The sequence below is a fragment of the Paraburkholderia phymatum STM815 genome, assembly GCF_000020045.1.
Lineage (GTDB): Bacteria > Pseudomonadota > Gammaproteobacteria > Burkholderiales > Burkholderiaceae > Paraburkholderia > Paraburkholderia phymatum.
The window spans coordinates 2,571,932-2,594,623 of sequence record NC_010623.1 but is presented as its reverse complement, the minus strand read 5'-3'; the positions used below and the strand labels follow the sequence as shown (position 1 = coordinate 2,594,623).

The following is a 22,692-nucleotide window of genomic DNA, read 5'->3' as shown; positions in this document are numbered from 1 at the left end:
CGCTTCGAGGCAACCCGACCATGACACTGCACATCGACACGCCGCTTCTCGAATCCCAGCCGCTCAGTCATGCACTCGGCCGCCGCGTGCTGCTGAAAATGGACGCGCTGCAGGCGCCCGGCTCGTTCAAGATTCGCGGTATCGGCTACGCATGCGAACAGCATGCGAATCACGGCAAGCGCCGCTTCGTGTCGTCGTCAGGCGGCAACGCGGGCATCGCGGTCGCGTATGCGGGCCGCGCATTGTCGATCGCCGTCACCGTAGTCGTGCCGCAGAGCACGGGCGAACGTGCCAAAGACCTGATCCGCTTGCAGGGCGCGGACTTGATCGTGCACGGCGCGACCTGGCAGGAAGCCAATGCGTTCGCGCTAGAACAGGTCGGTCCCGACGATGCGTATATCCACCCGTTCGATGATCCCCTGCTGTGGCACGGCCATGCGTCCATGATCGACGAAGTGGCGCGCGCGGGCGCGAAGTTCGATGCCGTCGTGCTGTCCGTGGGCGGCGGCGGGCTGATGGCGGGCGCGATCGAAGGCTTGCGCCGCAATGGCCTCGGCAACGTCCCCGTGATCGCCGTCGAAACGGAAGGCGCGTCGTCGCTGGCGCAGTCGGTGCGGGCTGGCAAGCGGATCGAATTGCCGGGTATCACGAGTGTCGCGACTTCGCTCGGCGCAAAGCAGGTCTGCAAGCAGGCCTTCACGCTCACGCAGACGCATCCCGTCGAATGCGTGGTGGTGTCGGACGCGGAAGCGGTGAGCGCGTCGCGCCGTTTCGTCGACGATCACCGCGTGCTGGTCGAACCCGCCTGCGGTGCGAGCCTGGCGCTCGCGTACGGGCAGGCGCCGGCGCTGCAGCGCTTCGACAGCGTGCTCGTGATCGTATGCGGCGGCGCCGGCACGACGATTGAACAGCTGGAGCGCTGGCATCGCGAGATGGTGTGAGCGTCTTTTCCGACGCCGCACACGCATCTGCGTCTTGAAGTCGAATCACAGCGCGGCGATCAGCGTCTCGACGCCGCGCAGATTGTTCCGCCTGCGCCACTGCAACGCATCGAGATTCGTGAGCCTCAGTTGCGGCACGCGCGTCATCAGCTTGCGAAGCGCAATTTCGAGTTCCATCATCGCCAGACGCGCGCCGAGGCAATAGTGAATGCCCGCGCCGAACGTCAGCAGATGGCCGGACGCCTCGCGGCCGATATCGAGCGTGTCCGGCGCGTCGAAACGCTCCGGGTCGCGATTGGCCGAGCCGAGCAGCATGAATACGATCGAGCTGCGCGGCAGCGTCTGCCCGCCGACATCGATATCGTCGAACGCGGTGCGCACGACCATCTGCACGGCCGTGTCGAACCGCGCGCATTCGGCCACTGCCTGCGGCACGAGCGACAGGTTGCTCGTCAGCCGTTCGAGTTGCGACGGATGTCGATGCAGCGCGATCAACGCGTTGCCGAGCATGTTCGACGTGGTCTCGTGTCCCGCGACGAACAGCAGGATCACGTTCGACACGACCTCGTCTTCCGATAAGCGTTCGCCCCCCTCTTCGGCGTGGATCAGCGCCGACACAATGTCGTGGCCGGGCGCCGCGCGGCGCTCCGCGATCACCGCGCGGAAGTACTGTTCGAGATCGAGCGCTGCCTGGTTTGCGCGCGCAAGCGCTTCGGGCGACAGCGGCGCGAGGTCGAACGCCGACACCAGCAGGCTGGCCGCTTCGCCGAAACGCTCGCCTTCCTCGACGGGCACATCGAGCAGGCGGCAGATGATCTGCAACGGCAGCGGCATCGCGAATCCGCTCACCAGATCGACCTCGCGCTTGCCTTGCATCGCGTCGATCAGGCTGTCCGTCGTTTGCTCGGCGATCGTGCGCAGCGTTTCGATCTGCCGCGCATTGAACGCTTTCATCAGCAGCGCGCGCAGCCGGGTGTGCGCGGGAGGATTCATCATCAGGAAAGTGCGTTCGAGCGCCTGAAACACGGGCTGCTCGCGCGCCGTCTCACCGTAGCGCACAACGACGCTGGGCATGTAGGTCTTGCCCATGCGCCGGTCGGGCAGCAGCGCGTCGATCACGGCGTGGCGGCCTGTCAGGAAGATGCCCGGCGCGAGCGGCACGAACGCACCCGCGCTGCGGATGCCGTCATAGAACGGATAAGGGTTGTCGAAGTACGCGGGTGACGAGAGGTCAGTGAATTTCATGCTGTATGGCGTGGGCTGGAAATGGATGAACGTTCGATGTCAGCCGGGAGGATACAGCCCACGTACCTGAGCGTGCAGACGAGCTAGCGCGAACAGCGCGTTCGCATACGGCGTGTCGATGCCCGTCAGCTTGCCGAGTTCGCACACGGTGCCGATCAGCGCATCGAGCTCGACGGCCTTGCCGGCCTCCACGTCCTGCAGCATCGACGTGCGCATCGCGCCGAGCTTGAGCGTGACGGCGTGTCGATCTTCGGGCGCCTGCTCGATGGGGATGCCGAAGCGCGCGCCGATCGCTTTCGCTTCCAGCATCACACGCGTGACGAAGTCGCGCGCGAGCGGGTCGTTGAGGATCTTGTCCGTGGTCGCAGCCGTGATCGCGCTGATCGGGTTCATCGTCATGTTGCCCCACAGCTTGTACCAGACGTCGCGCTGAATCTGGTCGGAAGCCGTGGCGTCGAAGCCCGCCTTGCGCAGCAGTTCGACGAGCGACGCCGCGCGCTCGCTCGCGCGCCCCGCCGCTTCTCCGACGATCAGTCCACGCCCCTGATGATGCGCGACGACGCCCGGCGCATCGATGCGGCAGCTCGCATGCACGACACATCCCAGTGTGCGTTCGGCGGGAATCGCCGCGGCGATCGAGCCGTCGGGATCGACGCAAGCGAGGCGCGCGCCCGCGAACTCGCCGTGCAAGCCGTCACAGAACCACCACGGCACACCGTTCATCGCCGTCAGCACCATTGTGTTCGCGTCCAGCAGCGGCGCGATCTGCTGTGCGACGGCGGCCATCCCCGGCGCCTTGACCGCGACGATCACGAGATCCTGCGCGCCGAGCGCGGCGGGGCGATCGCTCGCCTGCACGGCGACCGTACGCGTCTCGCCGTTTTCGACGAGGCGCAGACCGTGCGCATGCAACGCATCGAGTGTCGCGCCGCGTGCCACGACGCTCACCTCGCAGCCCGCCTGCGCGAGCTTCACGCCCATCCATCCGCCGATCGCGCCCGCGCCGTAAATGCATACCTTCATCGCTGTTCTTCCTCGATCCTTGTCAGTCTTTATAGCTCGCGTCGATCGCGTCGACCTTGCGCACCAGCGCATCGAAGACGTCCTGACCCGCGCCGTAGCGTGTGTCGAACTGCAGTGCATCGCGCGAGCATTGTTCGGCAATCGCTTCCGGCACGGGCCGCGCCCGGCCCATCGCGAACGTCGCGACCTGTATCTCGCAGGCGCGGTTCAGGGTCCACAGATAAGCGAACGCCTGCGGCAGCGTCTTGCCCCACGCAAGCAGGCCGTGATTGCGCAGTATCACCGCCTGCCGGTCGCCGATATGCGCCACGAGTCGCGGCCCCTCTTCGGCATGGATCGTGATGCCTTCGAAGTCGTGATACGCAATGCGCTCGTGCAACTGCGCGCTGTAGAAGTTGGTTTGCTGCAGACCGCCTTCCGAGCATGCGACCGCGACGCCCGCCGTCGTATGCGTATGCATCACGCAATGCGCATCGGGGATGCCCTCGTGCAACGCGGCATGCACGGTGAACCCTGCGGGATTGACGGGGTAAGTCGAGCCGTCGAGGATGCGTCCCTGCGCATCGATCTTCACCAGGTTGCGCGCCGTGACTTCACTGTAATGCAGACCGAACGGATTGATCAGGAACTGCTTCGCTGCACCCGTCACGCTTTCGGGCAGGCGCACCGTGATGTGGTTGTAGATCAGCTCGGTCCAGCCCAGCATATCGAAGACGCGATAGCACGCGGCCAATTGAACGCGTGCCTGCCATTCGTCGGGATGGATCGTCGCCGTGTTCGGTTTGTCTCGCTCCATGATTTCCATGGCGTGTCTCCTGATCGGCGTGTTACGGACGCGCGCCGGGCCCGGCGACCGCGGCGATCGCTTGCGCAACGTACCCGACGTTGCTGCGATTCAGGCCGGCGACGCACATGCGCCCTGAACGCAGAAGATAGATGCCATGTTCGACGCGCAGCGTTTCAACCTGTTCGGCGGACAGGCCTGTGTAGGTGAACATGCCGACCTGCGCGATGTAACGCGCACGCATCACCTCATCGACGCGTCCCGCGAGACCCTCATGAATCGCATGACGCATTTCATGAATGCGATCGCGCATCACGCGCAGTTCGTCGTCCCACGATGCGCGCAGCTTCGCGTCGCCGAGCACGCCTGCGACAAGCCGGGCGCCGTGCATCGGCGGATTGCTGTAGTTCGCACGGATCGTGAAGGTAAGCTGTCCCAGCACGCGCTGCGCCTGCGCTGCGTCCTTGCACACGACGCTCAACGCGCCGCAGCGTTCTCCGTACAGTGAGAAGTTCTTCGAGAACGAGTTCGCGACGATCATCGGCACGTCAGCATCCGCCAGCATGCGCACGCATGCGGCATCTTCTTCGAGGCCGTCGCCGAAGCCCTGATAGGCCATGTCGACGAAGGCGATCAGATTGCGACGCTGCAGCACGGGCACGAGTTCGCGCCACTGGTCCTTCGTCAGGTCGACGCCCGTCGGGTTATGGCAGCACGCATGCAACAGCACGATGCTGCGCTCGGGCAAGGCGTCGATCGTGTCGCGCATCGCAGCGAAGCGCAGTCCGCCCGTTGCATCGTCATAGTACGGATACGTGTTGACCGTATGGCCCGCCGCCTCGAACACCACGCGATGATTCTCCCAGCTCGGATCGGACAGCCATATTTGCGAGCCCGGAAAGTGGCGCTTCAGGAAATCCGCGCCGACCTTCAGCGCGCCCGAACCGCCCACCGTCTGCACGGTTGCGATGCGGCCCGCGGCGCGCGCCGCGCTCTGCGCGCCGAACACGAGCGCCTGCGCCGCGTCGCGATAGGCAGGCAGGCCCGACATCGGCAGATACGAGCGCGGCATGCCCTGCGCGACAATCGCTGCCTCGGCCTCGCGCACTGACGACATCACAGGCAGCGTGCCGTTTTCGTCGAAGTAGATGCCGATGCTCAGATTGACCTTGTTCGTGCGCGGATCGCGCTGGAAGTCTTCGTTAAGGCTCAGGATCGGGTCGCCGGGATAGGCGGGAATGTGTTCGAACATGGTTGTGTCTCTGTCTGTGTGTGCTGGATAGGTTTCTGCGAGAGGTTGTGAGGTCAACCGTCAGGACCATGACTCGCTGCGTGCGCATCAGTGTGTCGAAAAGCGCGCGTTGTCACAATCAATCGATTTTGGCCGATTCGTAAGTTTCGCTTTAGAATCCGCCGATGGCCCTCACACGTATCACCATACGCCAGTTCGAGGCGTTTCTCGCGATCGTCGATCAGAACGGCATTGCCGCGGCAGCGCAGCGGCTGGGTCTGACTTCGTCCGCCGTGAGTCAGCTGCTGGCCGAACTGGAGCGCGAACTGGGCTTTCGCCTGTTCGACCGCACGACGCGTCGCGTCAGTCTTTCCACGGCAGGCCGCGATTTTCTCCCGTCCGCGGAATCCGTGCTGCGCCACCTGCACGCGGCCGAGCAGACGGCCAGCGACATCCGCAATCGCGCCGCGGGCATCGTGCGCGTTGGCGCGCCGCTCGTGCTCGCGAGCACGGCGATCCCGTATGCGATTGCGGGCTATGTGCAAGAAAAGCCGAAGGTCGTGGTGCGCGTCGTCGACACGGATGTCGAGCGGCTGGTCGAGCGCGTGGCGAGCGCAGACGTCGATCTGGCCGTCGGGCCCGACCGCGCCACGGGCGACCGCGTGCAGCGCACGGCGATCTTCAGAAGCCCGTGGGTGCTGTGGTGCGCGGCACATCATCCGCTCGCGCGCCGGCGGCGCTTGCGCTGGCAGGACCTGCGCGGCACGTCCATCATCGCGACGGGCCGGGATCACGAGGCGAGCGTCGCGCAGATGCTGGCCGACCAACCTTCGGATGCGCGCATTGCGCCCGTCGAGGTCGTCGATAACGTGACAACGGCCTTCGGGCTCGCTGCGCAAGGTCTTGCCGTTACGCTGGCGCCCGCGTATGTGAAGCCGCTCGCGCAGACGTTCGGGCTCGCGATGCGGCGCGTGGTCGAGCCGGAGACGATCCGCGAGGTCTGCATCTATCGTCCCGTCGACCGTTCGCTGTCGCCGCCCGCCGATGGGTTCGCGGAATATCTCGGCGTGAGTCTGAAAACATGGGATCGAGAGACCCAAGGCGCGGCGAGCGGAAAATGAAAAAGCGCAGGGTCCTCGCTGGTTCTGGTAAGGGCGTGCCGCGCCGAAGCGCCCGCGTGCGTCGCGTTGCACGACGCGTATCGCGGCAAGGCGGGCGATGCGCACAGCGATGTGACGTGTCAGTGAAACTGGAGACGGTTCAGGCAGGATCGCGGGACGCCGCCATCTGCACGAGCACTTTCGCGTTCGCAAGCGGCTCGACGAGCGACGCCTCGAGCCCGTAGCCATCGACGAGTGCGCCCGTCACGTCGTCAATCGCGAGCCACGTGACGCGTGCGTCGTCTTCCCACACGAGCGCCTTCAGCGGCAGCAGCAGCCCGGCGCACGCGTTCACGTGCATGACGGGTGTGCCGGCCCTCGGATTGCCGAACACGATCAGGCGCGTCGGGCGCAGCGTCATGCCGACTTGCGCGGCGGCGTCGGCCTGATCGATATCGACGAAGATCGTCATGCCCTTGTCGGCAAGCAGTCCGCGCAGCCGCGCGACCGTGATCGAAAAGCCATGCTCGCTCCTGAACGTCGCAACCGACGCGGGAAATTGTGCAGCGAGAGTCATCGCGGAACTCCGGTGAACGCATCACCGCAGTGTAGTCATTGCGCCGCAACAACAGAAGCGGAAGCTTGCGCGGCGAGTTGGCGGAAGTTCTCCGGCGTCGCGAAGGCGAGATACTGCGCCTGCATCTCGGGCGTCAGCACTTCGATCAGCGTGCTGTTTTCGATCCACAGCTCGATCACATCGAAGAAATGGTTGCCACGCGTGCAGCGCACGGCGCGCCAGCCTTCGCGTTGGCCGATCGCCATCACCTGCTCCGCTGAAAGCGGCGACGCGACGGCCATATGGAAGCCGCTGTATTGCGGGCGGGAGCCCGTGATCGACGCGAGCGGCTCGCGCATGTCGCCGGGCGTGAGCGTCATATTGCTCGGATAGGTCTCGATGATAGTGCCTCGGTCGTCGCCCGCTACGGCCATCCATGCGCCTTCGAACGGCGAAAACGGCGCGGCGAAACCGCCCCATACTTCAGCAAGAGTGCGCGCGACGCGCTCGGGATTATGCGTGGGAATGGACGCGTGAAAGATCATCGAAACTCTCCAGTGACGCGTAACGCGTTGAACGATGCGCGGGCGCAATGACGGGCTCGGCGCTCGCGTGTCGTGCGTTCTCGTGGTTCTGATGGTTCTTTTCACGCGCGCGGCACGGGCGAAGCCGAGTCTTGCTGCATGCGCCGGGTATGCAGCGGGCAGTACGTGAGTAGTAGAACGGGATCGACTCGCCGCGTTTGAAAACGCGGCAACGGTATGAGCAAAGGGCTGCGCGGGCACGCGGCACCGATCGCCATGCCTGCAGCGCAAGACAGCGCCACCCATCGGGAGTTTTGCCAACAGCTTTCGTTTCGTCCGAGGAACCGCTGTTTCGCAAGCACGCGGCAAGCCGAAAAAAAACCGCCCGCCATGTCGGCGGGCGGCTTGTCTATCGCGATCTGTCCACCGCGTGTCTGACGATTGCGCTGACGGGCAGCCGCTTCAAACGGCCATCACCGTGACAGCCTTGGTCACGAGGTAGGCTTCCATCGCTTCCGGTCCGCCTTCCGAGCCGTAGCCCGAATCCTTCACGCCGCCGAACGGCATTTCCGGCGTCGGCGTGGCGGGCTGGTTGATCCACAGCATGCCGACTTCGAGGTTCTGCGACAGCAGGTGCACGTTGCGGAACGACTTCGTGAACGCATAGCCCGCGAGGCCGAACGGCAGGCGGTTCGCTTCGGCGATCGCGTCTTCGATGTTGTCGAAGCCGCGAATCGCCGCGATCGGGCCGAACGGCTCGTTGTTGAACACGTCGGCTTCGAGCGGCACGTCCGTCAACACGGTCGGCGCGAAAAAGTTGCCTTCCGAGCCGATGCGCTCGCCGCCCGTCGCGACTGTCGCGCCCGTCGAGCGCGCGTTGTCGATGATGCTGGCCATTGCCGTCAGACGGCGCGCGTTCGCGAGCGGTCCGAGTTGCGTGCCTTCGGCGAGGCCGTCGCCGACCTTCAGGCCTTCGGCATGCTTGACGAGCGCGGCGGCGAACGCTTCGCGGATGCTGTTGTGCACGAGGAAGCGCGTCGGCGAGATGCACACCTGACCGGCGTTGCGGAACTTCGCGCCGCCCGCAGCCTTCACGGCGAGCGCGACGTCGGCGTCTTCCGCGACGATCACGGGCGCGTGGCCGCCGAGTTCCATCGTCGCGCGCTTCATGTGCGAGCCGGCCAGCGCGGCGAGCTGCTTGCCGACGGGCGTCGAACCCGTGAACGTGACCTTGCGGATGACGGGATGCGGAATCAGGTAGCTCGAAATCTCCGCAGGATCGCCGAACACGAGGCCGACCGTACCGGCGGGCACGCCGGCATCGACGAACGCCTGCAACAGTTGCGCGGGCGATGCGGGCGTTTCTTCCGGCGCCTTGACGAGGAACGAGCAGCCGCTCGCGAGCGCGGCGCTCAGCTTGCGGACCACCTGGTTGACCGGGAAATTCCACGGCGTGAATGCGGCGACGGGGCCAATCGGCTCCTTGATGACGAGCGATTGCGCATTCAGATTGCGCGACGGCACCACGCGGCCATACACGCGACGGCCTTCGTCGGCGAACCATTCGATGATGTCCGCGGCCGACAGCACTTCGATGCGCGCTTCGGCAAACGGCTTGCCCTGCTCTTGCGTCATCAGGCGCGCGATGTGATCGGCACGCTCGCGCACGAAGCCGGCGGCCTTGCGCATCGTGGTCGCGCGCTCGTTCGCGGGCACCTTGCGCCAGGCTTCGAAGCCCTTCTGCGCCGCTTCCAGCGCGCGGTCCAGATCGGCCTTGCCCGCGTGCGCGACCTTGCCGATCGGCTTGCCCGTCGCCGGATTGACGACGTCGAGCGTCTTGCCGCTGGCGGCATCGCACCACTCGTTGTTGATCAACAGGCGGGTATCGGTGTAGCTGCTGGAGGTGACCATGCTGATTTCCTGTGTTCCTGATTGGGAAGACGCCGGGCAGCGGGCGGGATCACCGCACGCATCCCAGCAAGGAGATGCCGAGAGGGTCGATGTTAACTGATTGCTGGAATTCTCACCTGGTAATGGGAAATTCTTGACTTTGGCTCAGGTCGATCATGCAAAAGCGATGTCTTTCTTGAAGGACGTGAATTGCTCCGCTTCAAACGCGCGCAACCGAGGCCCGCATCGACACCGTTACGGGAAACTCGCGGAAGATCTCCCACTTCGTCCCGTAGCACTGGTTGATGAGCCAGCGCACTGCGTTCTGGGTCAGCTCCGCGGTGGGGATATGCACGGAGGTCAGCGCGGGCGCCGCATACGCGGCCGAGTAGTCGTCGTCGTAGCCGATCACGGACACATCGCCGGGCACCGAAATCCCGAGCTGCTGGAAGCGCGCCAATGCGCTGACAGCCATCGTATCGTTGGCGCAGAAAAGCCCCGTGAACGGCGCCTTCGATTCGAGCAGCTGGCAGGTCGCCGCGTAGCCGCCTTCCGGCGAGAAGTCCGATTCGATCAACGGCACGCTGTCGCGTGCAATGCCGTGGCGCGCGAGTTCGTCGAAGAAGCCGTCGAGTCGCTCGACGTTGTCCGACGCCGTGAACGGCCCCGAGATCACGGCCAGCTTGCGATGCCCATGCTCTATCAGCGTCGCCGCCGCCAGTTCGCCGCCGCGCCGGTGGTCCGGGCAGAACGACGCATCGGGCAGCGCATCGAACGCACGGTTGAGGAACACCATTTTCGGGTGCATCCGATGCAGCTCATCGAGGTCTTCGTCATGCAGATCGTGGCTGATCACCACGACGCCATCGCAGTCGCGCCCGATCAGAAAGCGCACGGCCTCGAGCGCCTGCTCGCGCGGCGTCGATTCGCCGCAGCCCGTCGCCACGACCACATGCCGATGCACCGCGCGCAGTTCGAGATCCGTCTGCTTGAGAATCGTGCCGTAGTACGAGCCGAAGAAAGTCGGCACGAAAAGGCCGATGATGCCCAGTTGCTGGGTGGCCATCGCGCGGCCAATCGACGACGGCCGGAAGTTCAGTTCGGCGATCGCGGCCTTCACGCGCGCGGCTGCGTCGGCCGATACGGGTCCTTTGCCCGAAATGGCGCGCGAGGCTGTCGAGAGCCCCACGCCCGCCAGCTCCGCCACATCTTTGAGGGTCGCCACGGTGTCTCCGTCCGCTTGTAGTGTTTGCGCCTGCCGTTCAGAAACGCGCCCCGCCCGCCTCGTCGAACAGCGATACATGTGCGCCGTCGATCGCGAACGCCACGGAGTCGCCAACGGCGACGGGCGTTTTCTCCTGATCGATCGACGCTATCTGGGTGCCATGATAATCGAGCCAGATAACCCGGTGGTTGCCCATTGGTTCAATAAGCGACACTTGTCCGCGCTGATTCGTATCCGCGCCCAGCCGCACGCGCACATCTTCGGGCCGTACACCCAGCACGCATGGCTGGCCATTGCCGGGCGCCGCAGCGAACGGATACGGCGAAACGTCGAGTTCGAGCTTCGCGCCCGTGAAGCGCACGCCGTCGCCCCGGGCAAGCAGTGTGCCGTTCAGCAGGTTCATCGCCGGCGAGCCGAGGAAGGTCGCGACGAAGAGGTTCGCGGGCCGCGCATACACTTCGGCTGGCGTGCCGAACTGCTGGATCACGCCGTTCTTCATCACGGCCATGCGCGTGGCGAGCGTCATCGCCTCGACCTGGTCGTGCGTCACGTAGATCATCGTCGCCCCCAGCCGTTGATGCAGTTGCTTGAGCTCGCGGCGCAGTTCGGTGCGCAGCTTCGCGTCGAGATTCGACAGCGGCTCGTCGAACAGGAACACGTCGGCTTCGCGCACGATCGCGCGGCCGATCGCGACGCGCTGCCGCTGGCCGCCCGAGAGCTGCGCCGGCTTGCGCTTGAGCAGCGGCCCGAGTTGCAACATGTCGGACGCCCGCGCGACGCGCCGCTCGATCTCCGCCTTAGGCGTGCCGTTGATGCGCAGCGCGAACGACAGGTTGCGCTCGACGCTCATCGTCGGATACAGCGCGTACGACTGGAATACGAGCGCAATGCGCCGGTCTTTAGGGTCGGCCCATGTCATGTCCTCGCCGCCGATCTCGATGCTGCCTCGCGTCACGTCGATCAGACCGGCGATGCTGTGCAGCAGCGTCGACTTGCCGCAACCCGACGGGCCGAGCAGCACGACGAATTCGCCCGCGCGCACGTCGAGATCGAGCGCGTCGATCACGGTATGCGCGCCCAGCTGGATTTTCAGGTCGCGGACCGCGACGTTGGCCTTGTTCGGTACGGTTGCCATATCGATCCTTCGGAACCCTCAGCCCTTCACTGCGCCTGACGCGATGCCGCGCACGAACCAGCGGCCCGAGATGAAATACACCGCGAGCGGCACGACGGACGTCAGGATCGTCGCCGCCATGTTGACGTTGTAGATCTTCTCGCCCGTCGTCGTGTTGATGATGTTGTTGAGCTGCACCGTCATCGGCAGATTGCGCGTGCCCGCGAACACGAGCCCGAGCAGGTAGTCGTTCCAGATATTCGTCACCTGCAGAATCATCGCGACGACGATGATGGGCAGCGACATCGGCAGCATCAGCTGGAAGAAGATGCGCCAGAAGCCGCCGCCGTCGATGCGCGCCGCCTTGAACAGCTCGATCGGAATGCCTGCATAGTAATTGCGGAACAGCAGCGTCATCACGGGCATGCCGAAGATCGTATGAACGATCACGATGCCGGGCAGCGAGCTGAACAGATGCGCGGCGGCGAGTACGCGGACCAGCGGATAGATCATCACCTGATACGGAATGAACGCACCGAGCAGCAGCACGGCGAAGAACACGCCGGCGCCGCGCGGCCGCCAGAACGACAGTGCATAGCCATTGATCGCGCCGATCACGATGGACAACACCGTGCTCGGCACGACGATGCGCACCGAGTTCCAGAAGCCCACGCGAATGCCGTTGCAATCGAGCCCCGTGCAGGCCGACTGCCACGCATCGCCCCACGGTTGAAGCGTGAAGCGCATCGGCAGCGCGAGCAGGTTGCCCAGACGTATCTCGCTCATCGGCTTCACCGACGTGACGAGCATCACATAGAGCGGCAACAGGAAAAACAGCGCGGCGATGATCAGAAAACCGTAGATGCCCACACGCGACGGGGAGAAGCGCTTCCTGCGCGCGTCACGTTTTCGCGGTGCAGTGGCGACGGGCTGCAGTGTCGTGCTCATCACATCTCCTTGCGCGAAGCGTTGCGGCTGCGCGCGTACAGAAACGGGGCGAGAATCGCGAGCACCGTGGCGAGCAGCACGATGGAGGCGGCCGACGCCAGCCCGATGTTCGCGCGCCCGAACAGATAGTCCATGATGAACTTCGCGGGCACTTCGCTCGCCGTGCCGGGACCGCCCTGCGTCATCGCGACCACGGCGTCGAACAGCTTCACGACGGCGACGAACAGCAGCACGAAGGCCGTCGAGATCGACGGGCCGAGCATCGGAATCACGATGCTCGCGTACACGCGCCAGCGCGGAATGCCGTCGATGCGCGCGGCCTTCCACAACTCGTCGTCGATGCCACGCAAGCCCGCGAGCATCAAGGCCATCACGAGCCCTGCGGCCTGCCACACAGTGGCGATCACAATCGTATAGATCACCCAGTCCTGATCGACGATCCAGTCGAAGCGCGCATGGGTGAAGCCCATCTTGCGCAGCAACGACTGCGCGCCGAGTTCGGGATTGAGGATCCATTGCCATACGAGCCCCGTCGCGACGAACGACATCGCATACGGATACAGGAACACCGTGCGCAGCACGCCTTCCGCCACCACGCGCTGGTCGATGAAGATTGCGAGCAGCATGCCGATCGCGAGACACGCGAAGATAAAGCACACGCCGTAGATGGCGATGTGCTGCAGCGACACGAGCCAGCGGTCGTTATGAAACAGCCGCACGTATTGCGTGAAGCCGACGAAGTCGTTCGACGGAAACGTACGCGAATTGCTGAGCGATACGCGCGCGGTCCAGAGCATCGTGCCGAGATACGCGAAGAGCACCGTCAGCGTCATCGGGATCAGCGCGATCCACGCGGCGATCGACCAGCGCTTGCGCAAGGGGCGCGCGCGCGTGTTGCGCACGTGCGTGGGCTGCGTCGTCATGTCCGGCAACGCGTGCGACTTGAACGTGCCCATCGTGCGTCAGCCCTTGAGCGCGCTGGCAAAGGCCTTCTGTGCATCGTCGACCGACTGGTTCTTGTTCCAGAAGTTCGTGATGACGTCCGTCAACGCGCCCTGCATGTCGGGCGACAGCAGCATTTCGGGATTAGGCAACTGGCGCGACTTGTCCTTCATGATCGCGATGCCCTCCTTCGCGCAGATGTCGAGCTGGTTCATGTCGACGTCGGGGCGGATTGGAATCGAGCCCTTCTTCGCGCTGAACGCGACCTGCGCCTGCGGCGACGTCATGATCGTGGCGAGCAGGTTTTGCGCCTTGATGGCATTCGCGTTGTCGGTCTTCGGAAACACAAACACGTCGCCCGCCACCAGATACGGCGAGCGCGGCCCGAAGCCGGGGAAGCAGCCGAAGTCCTTCCCGGGTGTCTGCTTCGCCGCGGAGAATTCGCCCTTCGCCCAGTCGCCCATGATCTGCACGCCCGCCTTGCCGGCGATCACGAGCGCCGTCGCGTCGTTCCAGTTGCGGCCGGGCGAGCCCTGGTCGACATAGTCGTGCAGCTTCTTGTACGACGCGAGCACCTTTTTGAAAGCATCGGAATTCACTGCCTTCGCATCGCGGTCGCGATACACCTTCAGATAGAGGTCGGGTCCGCCCACGTCGGCGAACACGGCATCGAACGTGATCTTCTCCTGCCACGGCTGGCCGCCCAGCGCGAGCGGGATCACGCCCGCCTTCTTCAGCTTGTCGAGATCCGCGAGAAATTCGTCGAAGCTCTTCGGGTCTCCCGCGATGCCCGCCTTCGCGAATACCGGCTTCGAATAGAAGAACCACGCGGGCATGTGGATGTCGACGGGCGCCGCGTAGTAATGGCCGTTGGCCTTGATGCTGTCCAGTATCGATTGCGGAAAGATGGCCGCCCAGTTCTCTTTCGTGGCGACGGCATCGACGTTGTTGAGCAGGCCCTGGTCGATCAGATCGTGAAACTGCTTCGACGTGTTGAACTGGGCAGCCGTGGGCGGATCGCCGCCGACAATGCGGTTGATCGCGGTCGCACGCGCCTGGTCCGCGCCCGCCACGGCATTGTCGACCCATTGGCCGCCCGCCTGGTTGTACGCGTCGGCGAACTGCCGGATGGCCGCCGATTCCCCGCCCGAGGTCCACCAGTGAATCACATTGGCCTGCAACGGCTCGGCGTGCGCGATGACGCCCGTGATGGCCAATGCAAGTGCGATACCGCTTTTCAACGCCCACTGTTTTTTGCTGTTCATTCCGTCTCCTTCGGGCTCGATGCCCGATTTATCGGCTCGACTGCATACCAGCTTATGTTCACTGCGTGTCAGTTCACGTGTCAGTCCCTCTTGCTGCGCGCGTCGATGAACTGCGCGATCAGCTCGCCGCTGCGCTTGACCGTGCGCTGCTGCGTGCCGTAATCGACGTGCACGACGCCGAAGCGCCGCTCATAGCCGAACGCCCATTCGAAGTTGTCGAGCAGCGACCAGACGAAGTAGCCGCGAACATCGACGCCCTGCTTGACGGCCTGATCGACGGCCGCGAGATGCCGCTTCAGGAACGAAATGCGCTGCGTGTCGTCGACCCGGCCATCCCGCACCTGGTCATCCGACGCCATGCCGTTCTCCGTGATGTAGATGGGCGGCAGGTTCGCAAAGGTGCCGTGAAAGCCCGTGAGCAGATCGCGCAGGCCATCCGGATTCACTTCCCAGCCCATCTGCGTGCGTTCGACATCGGGCAGCGGCACGTCGACGAAACCATGCGCGCCGTCGCTCTTCACATTGGTGCGGAAATAATAATTGATGCCGAGGAAGTCGAGCGGCGCGGCGATGGTCTGCATGTCGCCGGCGAGCACGAGCGGCTCGGCGCCCGGCCACAGTGCCCACAGATCGGCGGGATACTCGCCCTTGAGCAGCGGGTCGAGAATCCATGCGTTGTGCTGCACTTCGAACAGATGCGCGGCGCGCCGGTCCGCTTCGCTCGACGACGCTGGCGTGCCGCGCCCCACGTTCGCGACGATGCCTTTTATCGACGCCGGATCGTTCGTGCGCAGCACCTGAGTGGCCTGGCCGTGCGCGAGCAGCAGATGATGCATCGCCTGCGTCGCGTAGCGCACGTTCGCGAGGCCTGGCGCATGATGGCCGTTGCCGTAGCCGAGAAACGCCGAGCACCACGGCTCGTTGAGCGTCGTCCACGCATCGACGTGACCCGCCAGTTGGCGGCTCATCAGGTCCGCGTAATCGGCGAAGCGATAGACGGTCTCGCGGTTCAGCCAGCCACCGCGATCTTCGAGATGCTGCGGCAAGTCCCAGTGATACAGCGTGACGAAGGTCTGCAGGCCCTTGTCCTTGAGTCTGCCGAGCAGCCGCTTGTAGAAATCGAGGCCCTTCTGGTTCGGACGCCCTGCTTCGTCCATCACGCGCGGCCACGCGATCGACAGACGGTACGCCTCGAAATTCAATCGCGTCAGCAGATCGAGATCGCCTTCCCAGCGGTGATAGTGATCGCAGGCAACGGCGCCCGTGTCGCCCGCGAGCACCTTGCCGGGCGTCGCCGAGAAAGTGTCCCAGATCGACGGCAGGCGGCCGTCTTCGTCGACGGCGCCTTCGATCTGGTACGAGGCCGTCGCCGCGCCCAGCAGGAAGTCCTTGCGCCAAAGCACGGAATCGGCGGAAGGCGTGAACGGATCAGTTTGCGGACTGCTTCCGGGTGCCACTGCATCGTATGCCACGGAACCTCCTCTCGCTGGATGAGTTGATGCGCATTGCGGCGCACCGGTCGACGGGACGGAAGCCACGAGTGGAAGCGCTTCCACATGACCTGCGCACGATATCAGCGGCGCTTTTGGCGCAGCAATCAGGGTTTGTCTGGATCCGCCAGGATCGGTGTGAAATCGCATGCAAAGGGCATCGCAAACACCCGCTGCAGCGCTGTTGCAACGCTCGCTTTCCGGTGCACACACACAACGCGGACCGGGGGTCGCTCGGCCAATGTCTCGGTTTTTTCCGACGAGTCAGGGTTCGCCCGGAAAGATCGGGATGACACGCCGCTACACTGAATCGTCGATGCGAACGTGTAGCGCATCCTTTCAAAATGAGAGTCCAATGCGAGCGACCTCCATCCAGGCCAACGGCATCGTTCCTGCCCTGACGAGCATCCGTTTTCTCGCGGCGCTGACTGTTGTCCTGTCGCATTACCGCGAGCTCGAACTTCTCAATACGCCCGCGTCGTTCTTTACTTTCGTCGATGGAGGGCGCTCCGCCGTCTCGCTTTTTTTCGTGCTCTCCGGCTTCATTCTCACGTACACGTATCGAGACGAGCTCGCGACGCAAAGCCCGCATAATTTCTACGTCGCACGCGTCGCGCGCATCTATCCGAACATCCTGTTCGCGCTGGCCATTGCATCGATCACGACGGCCTATCTCGTCATCACGCACAACGACGCGCTGCTGCTCAAATGGTTCGCACTGAAGTCGGCAGTCAATCTGTCGCTAGTGGTGAGCTTCGTCTGCCAGGTGCTGTTGATTACTGCGTGGTTTCCGTTCGCCGCGATCAACCAGCCGTGGAATGGGCCGGCATCGAGCGTATCGTGCGAGGCGTTTTTCTATGCGCTCTTTCCGTTGATCCTCGCGCGTTTCGTGAAGTTGCGCGCACCGACGCTCGCTGTCACGCTGGTCGGCATCTGGATCGCGCAGGGCCTGATGATCGTTTTCTTCATGGTGGTGTTTCCCGTGTCGCGCAGCCACTTCCTCGCGGGCGCGCTGCCGCTGTGCCGGATCGCCGAGTTCATGCTGGGCATCGGCGCTGCGCTCGCGTTCCAGGCATTGCGCGCGCACGGCAAGTCGATGCATCGACGCGGCATCGCGCTGGTGTCCTGTTCTGTCGTCGTGCTGATCGTGCTGGCCCTGTGGCAGCCAGTGACGCCCGTGTTCTATCCGCAAAGCCCGTTCTTCGCGACGCTGATTCTCGGCCTTGCGCTGCTCGAACGGCCCGTGCTCGGCGTGCTGAATCAGCGCTGGCTCGTGCGGTTCGGCGAAGCGAGCTATGCGCTGTTCCTGATTCACGTGCCGCTTGCGTATCTCGCGTGGCTCGCGGGCTTTCGCGCGGGCAATGGCTGGATACCCCTCGTCTTCACGCTGCTGTTCAGCGTCGTCGTGTTCACCTATTTCGAAGAACCGATGCGTCGCCGGATTCGCTCGCGCTTCCGCGCGAAGCCGCTCGTGCCCGCAGCCGTTGCCGCGGATGCCGTTGATCCTTCCGTCGCCGTGCGTTCGAGTATGAAGCCCGGATGATTGACCCAACATCCAATGCTTCAGAAAAACAAACGGCGCCTTGAGCGCCGTTTGTTCATTGAAGATGCTTGCCTGTTTCATGCCCAGTGCGCGGGAACCCACACGCGGCCCACCCAGTGCCCCGGGATCAGCACGACGGGACGCGGCTTCGGCGCGACATACACGACATGCGGGGGCGGCGGCGGAGCGACGACCACGACGTGTGCAGCAGGCGCTGGCACCACCACAGGTGCCGGCGCGACCATCACGGCGGGAGGCGGCGTCACCACGACGGGCGCAGGCACGGGTGCAGGCGCTGGCGCAGCGACGACCACCGTCGAGGTGGGCGGCGGCACCACGACGGGCGGCGGTACGATGACAGCCGCGCCGACCGTCGTCGTGCTGCCCGCCACCACCGTCGTTCCGCTTGTCGCGACCGCGCCGCCATGCACGACCGTGCCGCTCGTCGTCACAGTGTTGCCGTGCGTGCCCGTCGCGCTGCCCGATGTGACGACCACGCCCGGCGCGACGCTGGTCGCGCTGCCGGAATGCGTGACCGTGCCGCCGCCGCTGCCCGTCACCGTCCCCGAGCGCGAGCAGGTCCAGCCGGCGCAGTTCGTCGATGCCGAGTGGTAATAGCTGTTGCCATTGCCGCCCGTCACCGTGCCCGACGACGAGTACTGGCCGGCGCCGTTGCGCGTTACTTCGCCCGACGTCGACGCCGTCCTGCCGTCCGAGCCCGTCATGGTTCCCGTATGCGAGCAGGTGCCGCCTGCGCAGCTGGTGTCGCCCGAATGCTGCACCGAGCGGCCGTTCGGACCATACGCTGTACCCGAGTTGGAGAACTGGCCGGGCGCGGTGCGCGTCACGCTGCCGGAGTTGCTCGCGATGCCGCCATAAGGCCCCGCCACGCCCCCCGCGTGATTGCAGGTGCCGCCGCTGCAGTAGCCGCCGTGGGCGCCGTTGAATTCGCCGCGCGACGTGTAGGCCGTGCCGTGCCCATACCAGCCTGCCCATGCGGGCACGCTGACGAGCGACGCACCGGCGCCGATCACCGTCGCTGCTGCCGCCAGTGCGATGCGGCCCGAGACGGCGCGTGCAGCGGTTGCCATCGAACGATTCAGCAGACCAGAAAACGAAGAAAAGCGTTGCGAGGGGAGTTTCACGGCAGTGTCCTTCACGGTTCCGGCCACTTGCGGGTGCAGCGTGGCGACGGAATGAATCGTAGAAGAATCGGGCCGCGAGGTCAGTTCATAAACTATGTCGGGGCATGTCACGGGAACGGGGTTGAGACGAGCCGTTGTCGCCCGTCGCGGCGGCATGCGTGCACCGCGCGCCGCCGCGACGCGCCTGCGCTATGAAGAGCGGTCGCGGCCGCGTGCGCGGGTCGCGCCAGTGACCACGCCGATGCCGAGCAGGATCACCGCGACGATCGCGACATAGTGCTGCGCGACGTGCATGCTGACGAGCGCCCACGATACGCCGCCAATGAAAATCAGCCAGCCGATCAGATAAATCGCCAAGGTCATCGGATTCTCCTTTCCGCTTCGACGTGCAAGGGTTCGCAAGAACCGTGCCGCGCGGAAAGGCGGCGCGCCGCTCAGTGTCTAGGCAATGACGTCTGTGCCATCATCCGCAGGCCCGACTTTTTCGGCTTCGCGCTCACGCCCGGCCCGCAAGCGCTGCATGTCGATCAGCTCGCGATACGACAGCCACGCGCCCGAGCCGCCCGATTTCGCCGCGTACATCGCGGCATCCGCGTTGAGCAGCAGCGCTTCCGCCGAGTCGCCGTCGGACGGGAACTGACTGATGCCGATGCTCGCGCCGACGGCCATCGGCTGGTCGCCGATCAGCAGTTCGTCGTCGATCGTGCGCACGATGCGCGCGGCAATCACGGGCGCCGCTTCGGCGGACCGCTCACCTTTGACGAGCACGATGAATTCGTCGCCGCCGAGCCGCGCGACGAGATCGCCCGCGTGCAGCACCTGCCGCAGACGGCCCGCGACGATCGCGAGCACGTCATCGCCCACGGAATGGCCATATTGGTCGTTGATCTGCTTGAACCGGTTCAGGTCGATGAACAGCACGGCGAGCCGCTCGCCCGTCACGCGTGCACGGTCGATCGCTTCCTCCAGCTTCTGCATGAACAGCATGCGGTTGGGCAGCCCCGTCAGCCCGTCGTGGCTCGCGAGATGCACGAGCTCGTGCTGCTTGCTGTGCAGCGCGTCCATCTGCACGCGGATCTCGCGGCGCATGCGATCGAAGCCACGCGCGAGCACGCCGATTTCATCGGTGCGCTTGACGGGCAACGCGTCCATCGTGTGTTCGGAGAAAAAGTGCGTGGCGGCGTCGGCGAGCGTATGCAGCGGACGGGTCAGCGCACGCGCAAACAGGATGGCCAGCAGGATCGCAAACGCGCTGAAGATCAGCACCATCCGTACAATGCGATTGCCGAGCATGTTTGCGCCGACGAGCACATCGTGCAGCGGCTTCGCAAGACCGATCACGAGAAAGCGGTTGCCCTGCGATTCGCCGAACGGCCGGCGCACGAACGCGAGCACCTGGCCTGCCGCGTCTTTCGGCTGCGTCAACCCGTTCAGCAGGACGGGCCGAGTCGACTGCTCGAAGAGCGGTTTCGTTGCCGCGAAGCTGTCCTGCATCAGCACGCGCCGGCCATTGTCGAAACCGAAGGTCTGTGATGGATCGGGATGCACGAGGAAATCGCCCCACTCGTTCGCGAGATAGACCTGGTAGTCGGTCGGCAGATCGGCTTGCGACAGCCGCAGCAGGCTCGCCAGATCCACGTCGATGACGACCGCGCCGACCACCTCGCCGCGCGCGTCGGCGACGGGCGTGCCGACCCGCAGCGTCGGCTTGCCTTCTGCCGCATGCGCGCCATGTTCGTGATTGACGGCGATCGGCGAAATGTAGATCCGCCCCGGCCTTAGCGCGAGCGTCTCGAACACGTATGCAAACTGGCCCTTCTCCTGAAGCGCGTTTTGCTGCACGCGCACCGCGCCGCCCGACTCCCGGTCGAGGCGGATCAGCTCCAGCCCATAGTGATTGCGTGCGATGAGCCGCACCTGCAGATACTCGGGATGCTGCACGATGAAGCTCGCGAACACCTGCGCGAGCCGTTCGCGCATCGGGACGTCCGGCGAGGTGCCGTCGTCGCTGACGGCAATGCTTGCCGCCGACGGCAAGGTGGACAGCACAAGCGCGTCGGCAGCGATCTCGTTGATCGCGACCGTGAAACGTTGCCCAAGCAGTTCCGTCGACGTGAGCAGGCTGCGCTCCGCTTCGTGCACGAGCATGGTACGGTTCGCGCGATACGCGTAGTAGCCCGTGGTGCCCGATGCGAGCACGCCGATCAGCGCGAGCAGCACGGAGAGCTTGAACGTGAGCCCGGGGCGCATCATCAGAATCGCTCCGGCCGGTCGCCCGAGACGATGCGGCTCCACAGCGACTCGCGCGTCTGGATATTCTCGACGGGCTCGATCCACAGGATGTGGCTCTTGCCAGTGCCTTCGGCCGGTTCCGTGAGCGTGTTTGCGAGGCCCTGGCGCTGCGTCAGCAGGCCGCTGACTTCAGGCTCGAGCATGTAGTTGATCCACGCGAGCGCAAGCGGACGGTTCGCCGCAGCGCTCGTCATCGACCAGCAATCGAGCCAGGCGAGCACGCCCTCATCGGGAATCACATAGCCCACGTCGGCACCCGCGCGGCGCAGCAGCTCGAGCTGCTGCGTGCCGTAGTTGCCGAACATCAGCGCGACTTTGTGCTGAACGAAAAACGCCGCGGCTTCTTCCGGCAGGTTGTAATACGTCAGCAGGTTGCGGCGCAGGTCGATCAGCTTGCGCGTGATCGTCTGGATCTGCGTGTTGTTCAGCTGGAACGGATTCGGATAGCCGAGTGCCAGCGCGGTAAAGGAAAAATTGTGCTGTGCGCTGTTGTAGTCGAGCACCTTGCCGCGATAGCGCGGGTTCCACAATTCGTTCATCGAGTGCGGCGCGACGCTGACCTGTTTGCGGTCGTAGATCAGGCCCATCGTCGAATAGGTGAACGGAATTGCGTAGACGGTGCCGTGTTTCGTGAGTCCGCCGATTGAAGACAGCGCACGAAAGCGCGGCAACTGGCGCTTCGTGTTCGGCAGGCTGGCGAGGTCGAGCGGCGCGAGCAGGTTGTCGTGCGCATACCGCTGGATTTCAGCCGTGTTCGCGGCGAGTACGTCGAACTGCGGCTGCGTGCCCTGGTGCATCTTGTCCCACAGCGCTTCGTCCGAATCGACCAGCGTGACCTCGACCTTCGCGTGAAAACGGCTTTCGAAATCTTTCACGACATCGGCGTCGGCATAGCCAGGCCATGCAAGCACGCGCAGCACGTTCTGCGCTGCCGTCGCGTGTGCAACCAGCATGCAGCAGCCGAAAAAAAGGATGACTGAGTCAAGCAAGCGCTTCCGACGCACAGCCGCGCACGCGATGCGGGCTGAGATGCCCCGCCGCCAGACACATGCATATGAGTAGCACCACCGCATTTCGTCTGTCCTTGTTGCGATCCGGCTTCAACGCACACGCGAGCGGAAACGGTGTCCGTCGCTTGCGAATGAAGCGCGACGTTTTTCTTCGGGGAAGGAACAGCAGTCTAGCCGAATCGCGTGCGCCAAAATAGATTTCGTGTGGTCTACTACTTTGATAACGGCCCGGACGGCCGCTTCTTTAACGATTGGGCGCGCCCAGTTTTTCAAGCAACGCTTCAAGAAATGGCGGTTCCTGAATGGCATGCATGCGTGGCGTACGCGACGCCTCATCGCGCGTTTCAAACTGGCGTTTGCTTTTCCCGTCGTTTTTGCAGTGTCATCGTAATGATCGTTGATGACAGCCATTCGGCACGGCCAT

Annotated in this window: 20 protein-coding genes; 3 read left to right on the top strand and 17 right to left on the bottom strand. The window is 64.5% G+C overall.

Translation table 11 applies throughout. The features are described 5' to 3' along the window. Positions 1-20 precede the first annotated feature (20 nt). On the top strand, positions 21-941 hold the full coding sequence (locus BPHY_RS27245) for a pyridoxal-phosphate dependent enzyme (protein WP_012404689.1): 921 nt from the start codon (positions 21-23) through the stop codon (positions 939-941). 45 nt (positions 942-986) lie between these two features. Here the strand turns inward: BPHY_RS27245 and BPHY_RS27240 are convergent, their stop codons facing one another. The 4 genes from BPHY_RS27240 to BPHY_RS27225 are packed head-to-tail and all read right to left on the bottom strand — an operon-like array spanning position 987 to position 5,245. Further along, positions 987-2,186, bottom strand: a complete 1,200-nt coding sequence (locus BPHY_RS27240) for a cytochrome P450 (protein WP_012404688.1) — start codon at positions 2,184-2,186, stop codon at positions 987-989. A 39-nt stretch (positions 2,187-2,225) separates the two neighbouring features. Continuing rightward, positions 2,226-3,209: a 2-dehydropantoate 2-reductase gene (locus BPHY_RS27235; RefSeq protein ID WP_012404687.1), complete on the bottom strand. Its 984-nt coding sequence runs from the start codon at positions 3,207-3,209 to the stop codon at positions 2,226-2,228. Positions 3,210-3,231: 22 nt separating this feature from the next. Continuing rightward, positions 3,232-4,014, bottom strand: a complete 783-nt coding sequence (locus tag BPHY_RS27230) for a class II aldolase/adducin family protein (RefSeq protein WP_012404686.1) — start codon at positions 4,012-4,014, stop codon at positions 3,232-3,234. A 22-nt stretch (positions 4,015-4,036) separates the two neighbouring features. After that, the gene (locus BPHY_RS27225; protein WP_012404685.1) at positions 4,037-5,245 is read right to left on the bottom strand and encodes an amino acid aminotransferase; all 1,209 of its coding nucleotides are present in this window, start codon (positions 5,243-5,245) and stop codon (positions 4,037-4,039) included. Positions 5,246-5,409: 164 nt separating this feature from the next. Between BPHY_RS27225 and BPHY_RS27220 the strand changes: the two genes are divergently transcribed. Beyond that, positions 5,410-6,345 (top strand): LysR family transcriptional regulator, encoded by a 936-nt coding sequence (locus tag BPHY_RS27220; protein WP_012404684.1) that lies wholly within the window; start codon positions 5,410-5,412, stop codon positions 6,343-6,345. Between the two features lie 139 nt (positions 6,346-6,484). On the opposite strand, the gene BPHY_RS27215 is transcribed toward BPHY_RS27220, so the two are convergent. The 9 genes from BPHY_RS27215 to BPHY_RS27175 form a co-directional block, all read right to left on the bottom strand. After that, entirely contained in the window at positions 6,485-6,901 is a 417-nt protein-coding gene (locus BPHY_RS27215) for a DUF302 domain-containing protein (RefSeq protein WP_012404683.1), read from the bottom strand. Positions 6,902-6,936: 35 nt separating this feature from the next. After that, positions 6,937-7,425 (bottom strand): hypothetical protein, encoded by a 489-nt coding sequence (locus BPHY_RS27210; RefSeq protein ID WP_012404682.1) that lies wholly within the window; start codon positions 7,423-7,425, stop codon positions 6,937-6,939. A gap of 441 nt (positions 7,426-7,866) precedes the next feature. Further along, positions 7,867-9,315 carry an NAD-dependent succinate-semialdehyde dehydrogenase gene (locus tag BPHY_RS27205; protein WP_012404681.1) on the bottom strand — a complete coding sequence of 483 codons (1,449 nt, stop codon included), beginning with the start codon at positions 9,313-9,315 and terminating at the stop codon, positions 7,867-7,869. Between the two features lie 199 nt (positions 9,316-9,514). Continuing rightward, complete coding sequence (locus BPHY_RS27200) at positions 9,515-10,519, bottom strand: LacI family DNA-binding transcriptional regulator (RefSeq protein ID WP_012404680.1); 1,005 nt, start codon at positions 10,517-10,519, stop codon at positions 9,515-9,517. A gap of 37 nt (positions 10,520-10,556) precedes the next feature. Then, positions 10,557-11,654, bottom strand: a complete 1,098-nt coding sequence (locus tag BPHY_RS27195; protein WP_012404679.1) for an ABC transporter ATP-binding protein — start codon at positions 11,652-11,654, stop codon at positions 10,557-10,559. An 18-nt stretch (positions 11,655-11,672) separates the two neighbouring features. Beyond that, positions 11,673-12,581 carry a carbohydrate ABC transporter permease gene (locus tag BPHY_RS27190; protein ID WP_012404678.1) on the bottom strand — a complete coding sequence of 303 codons (909 nt, stop codon included), beginning with the start codon at positions 12,579-12,581 and terminating at the stop codon, positions 11,673-11,675. Continuing rightward, positions 12,581-13,504 (bottom strand): carbohydrate ABC transporter permease, encoded by a 924-nt coding sequence (locus BPHY_RS27185; protein WP_052306189.1) that lies wholly within the window; start codon positions 13,502-13,504, stop codon positions 12,581-12,583. The genes BPHY_RS27190 and BPHY_RS27185 overlap by 1 nt, the downstream gene beginning before the upstream one ends. A 39-nt stretch (positions 13,505-13,543) precedes the next feature. After that, positions 13,544-14,788, bottom strand: coding sequence for an ABC transporter substrate-binding protein (locus tag BPHY_RS27180; protein ID WP_012404676.1), 1,245 nt, complete (start codon positions 14,786-14,788; stop codon positions 13,544-13,546). A gap of 80 nt (positions 14,789-14,868) precedes the next feature. Continuing rightward, entirely contained in the window at positions 14,869-16,260 is a 1,392-nt protein-coding gene (locus tag BPHY_RS27175; protein WP_012404675.1) for a GH1 family beta-glucosidase, read from the bottom strand. A gap of 373 nt (positions 16,261-16,633) precedes the next feature. On the opposite strand from BPHY_RS27175, the gene BPHY_RS27170 reads away from it, so the two are divergent. Continuing rightward, positions 16,634-17,821: an acyltransferase family protein gene (locus tag BPHY_RS27170; protein WP_012404674.1), complete on the top strand. Its 1,188-nt coding sequence runs from the start codon at positions 16,634-16,636 to the stop codon at positions 17,819-17,821. Positions 17,822-17,898: 77 nt separating this feature from the next. Here BPHY_RS27170 and BPHY_RS27165 read toward each other — a convergent pair whose 3' ends face one another. The 4 genes from BPHY_RS27165 to BPHY_RS27155 all read right to left on the bottom strand — a co-directional run bounded on the left by BPHY_RS27165 (position 17,899) and on the right by BPHY_RS27155 (position 22,331). Further along, positions 17,899-18,912, bottom strand: coding sequence for a hypothetical protein (locus BPHY_RS27165; protein WP_012404673.1), 1,014 nt, complete (start codon positions 18,910-18,912; stop codon positions 17,899-17,901). Between the two features lie 243 nt (positions 18,913-19,155). After that, entirely contained in the window at positions 19,156-19,329 is a 174-nt protein-coding gene (locus BPHY_RS42650) for a hypothetical protein (RefSeq protein ID WP_012404672.1), read from the bottom strand. A 78-nt stretch (positions 19,330-19,407) separates the two neighbouring features. Beyond that, positions 19,408-21,219 (bottom strand): diguanylate cyclase domain-containing protein, encoded by a 1,812-nt coding sequence (locus tag BPHY_RS27160; RefSeq protein ID WP_012404671.1) that lies wholly within the window; start codon positions 21,217-21,219, stop codon positions 19,408-19,410. After that, a complete protein-coding gene (locus BPHY_RS27155) occupies positions 21,219-22,331 on the bottom strand; it encodes an extracellular solute-binding protein (RefSeq protein WP_012404670.1) in 1,113 nt (370 codons plus the stop codon). Before BPHY_RS27155 ends, BPHY_RS27160 begins: the two co-directional genes overlap by 1 nt. Between the last annotated feature and the right edge of the window lie 361 nt (positions 22,332-22,692).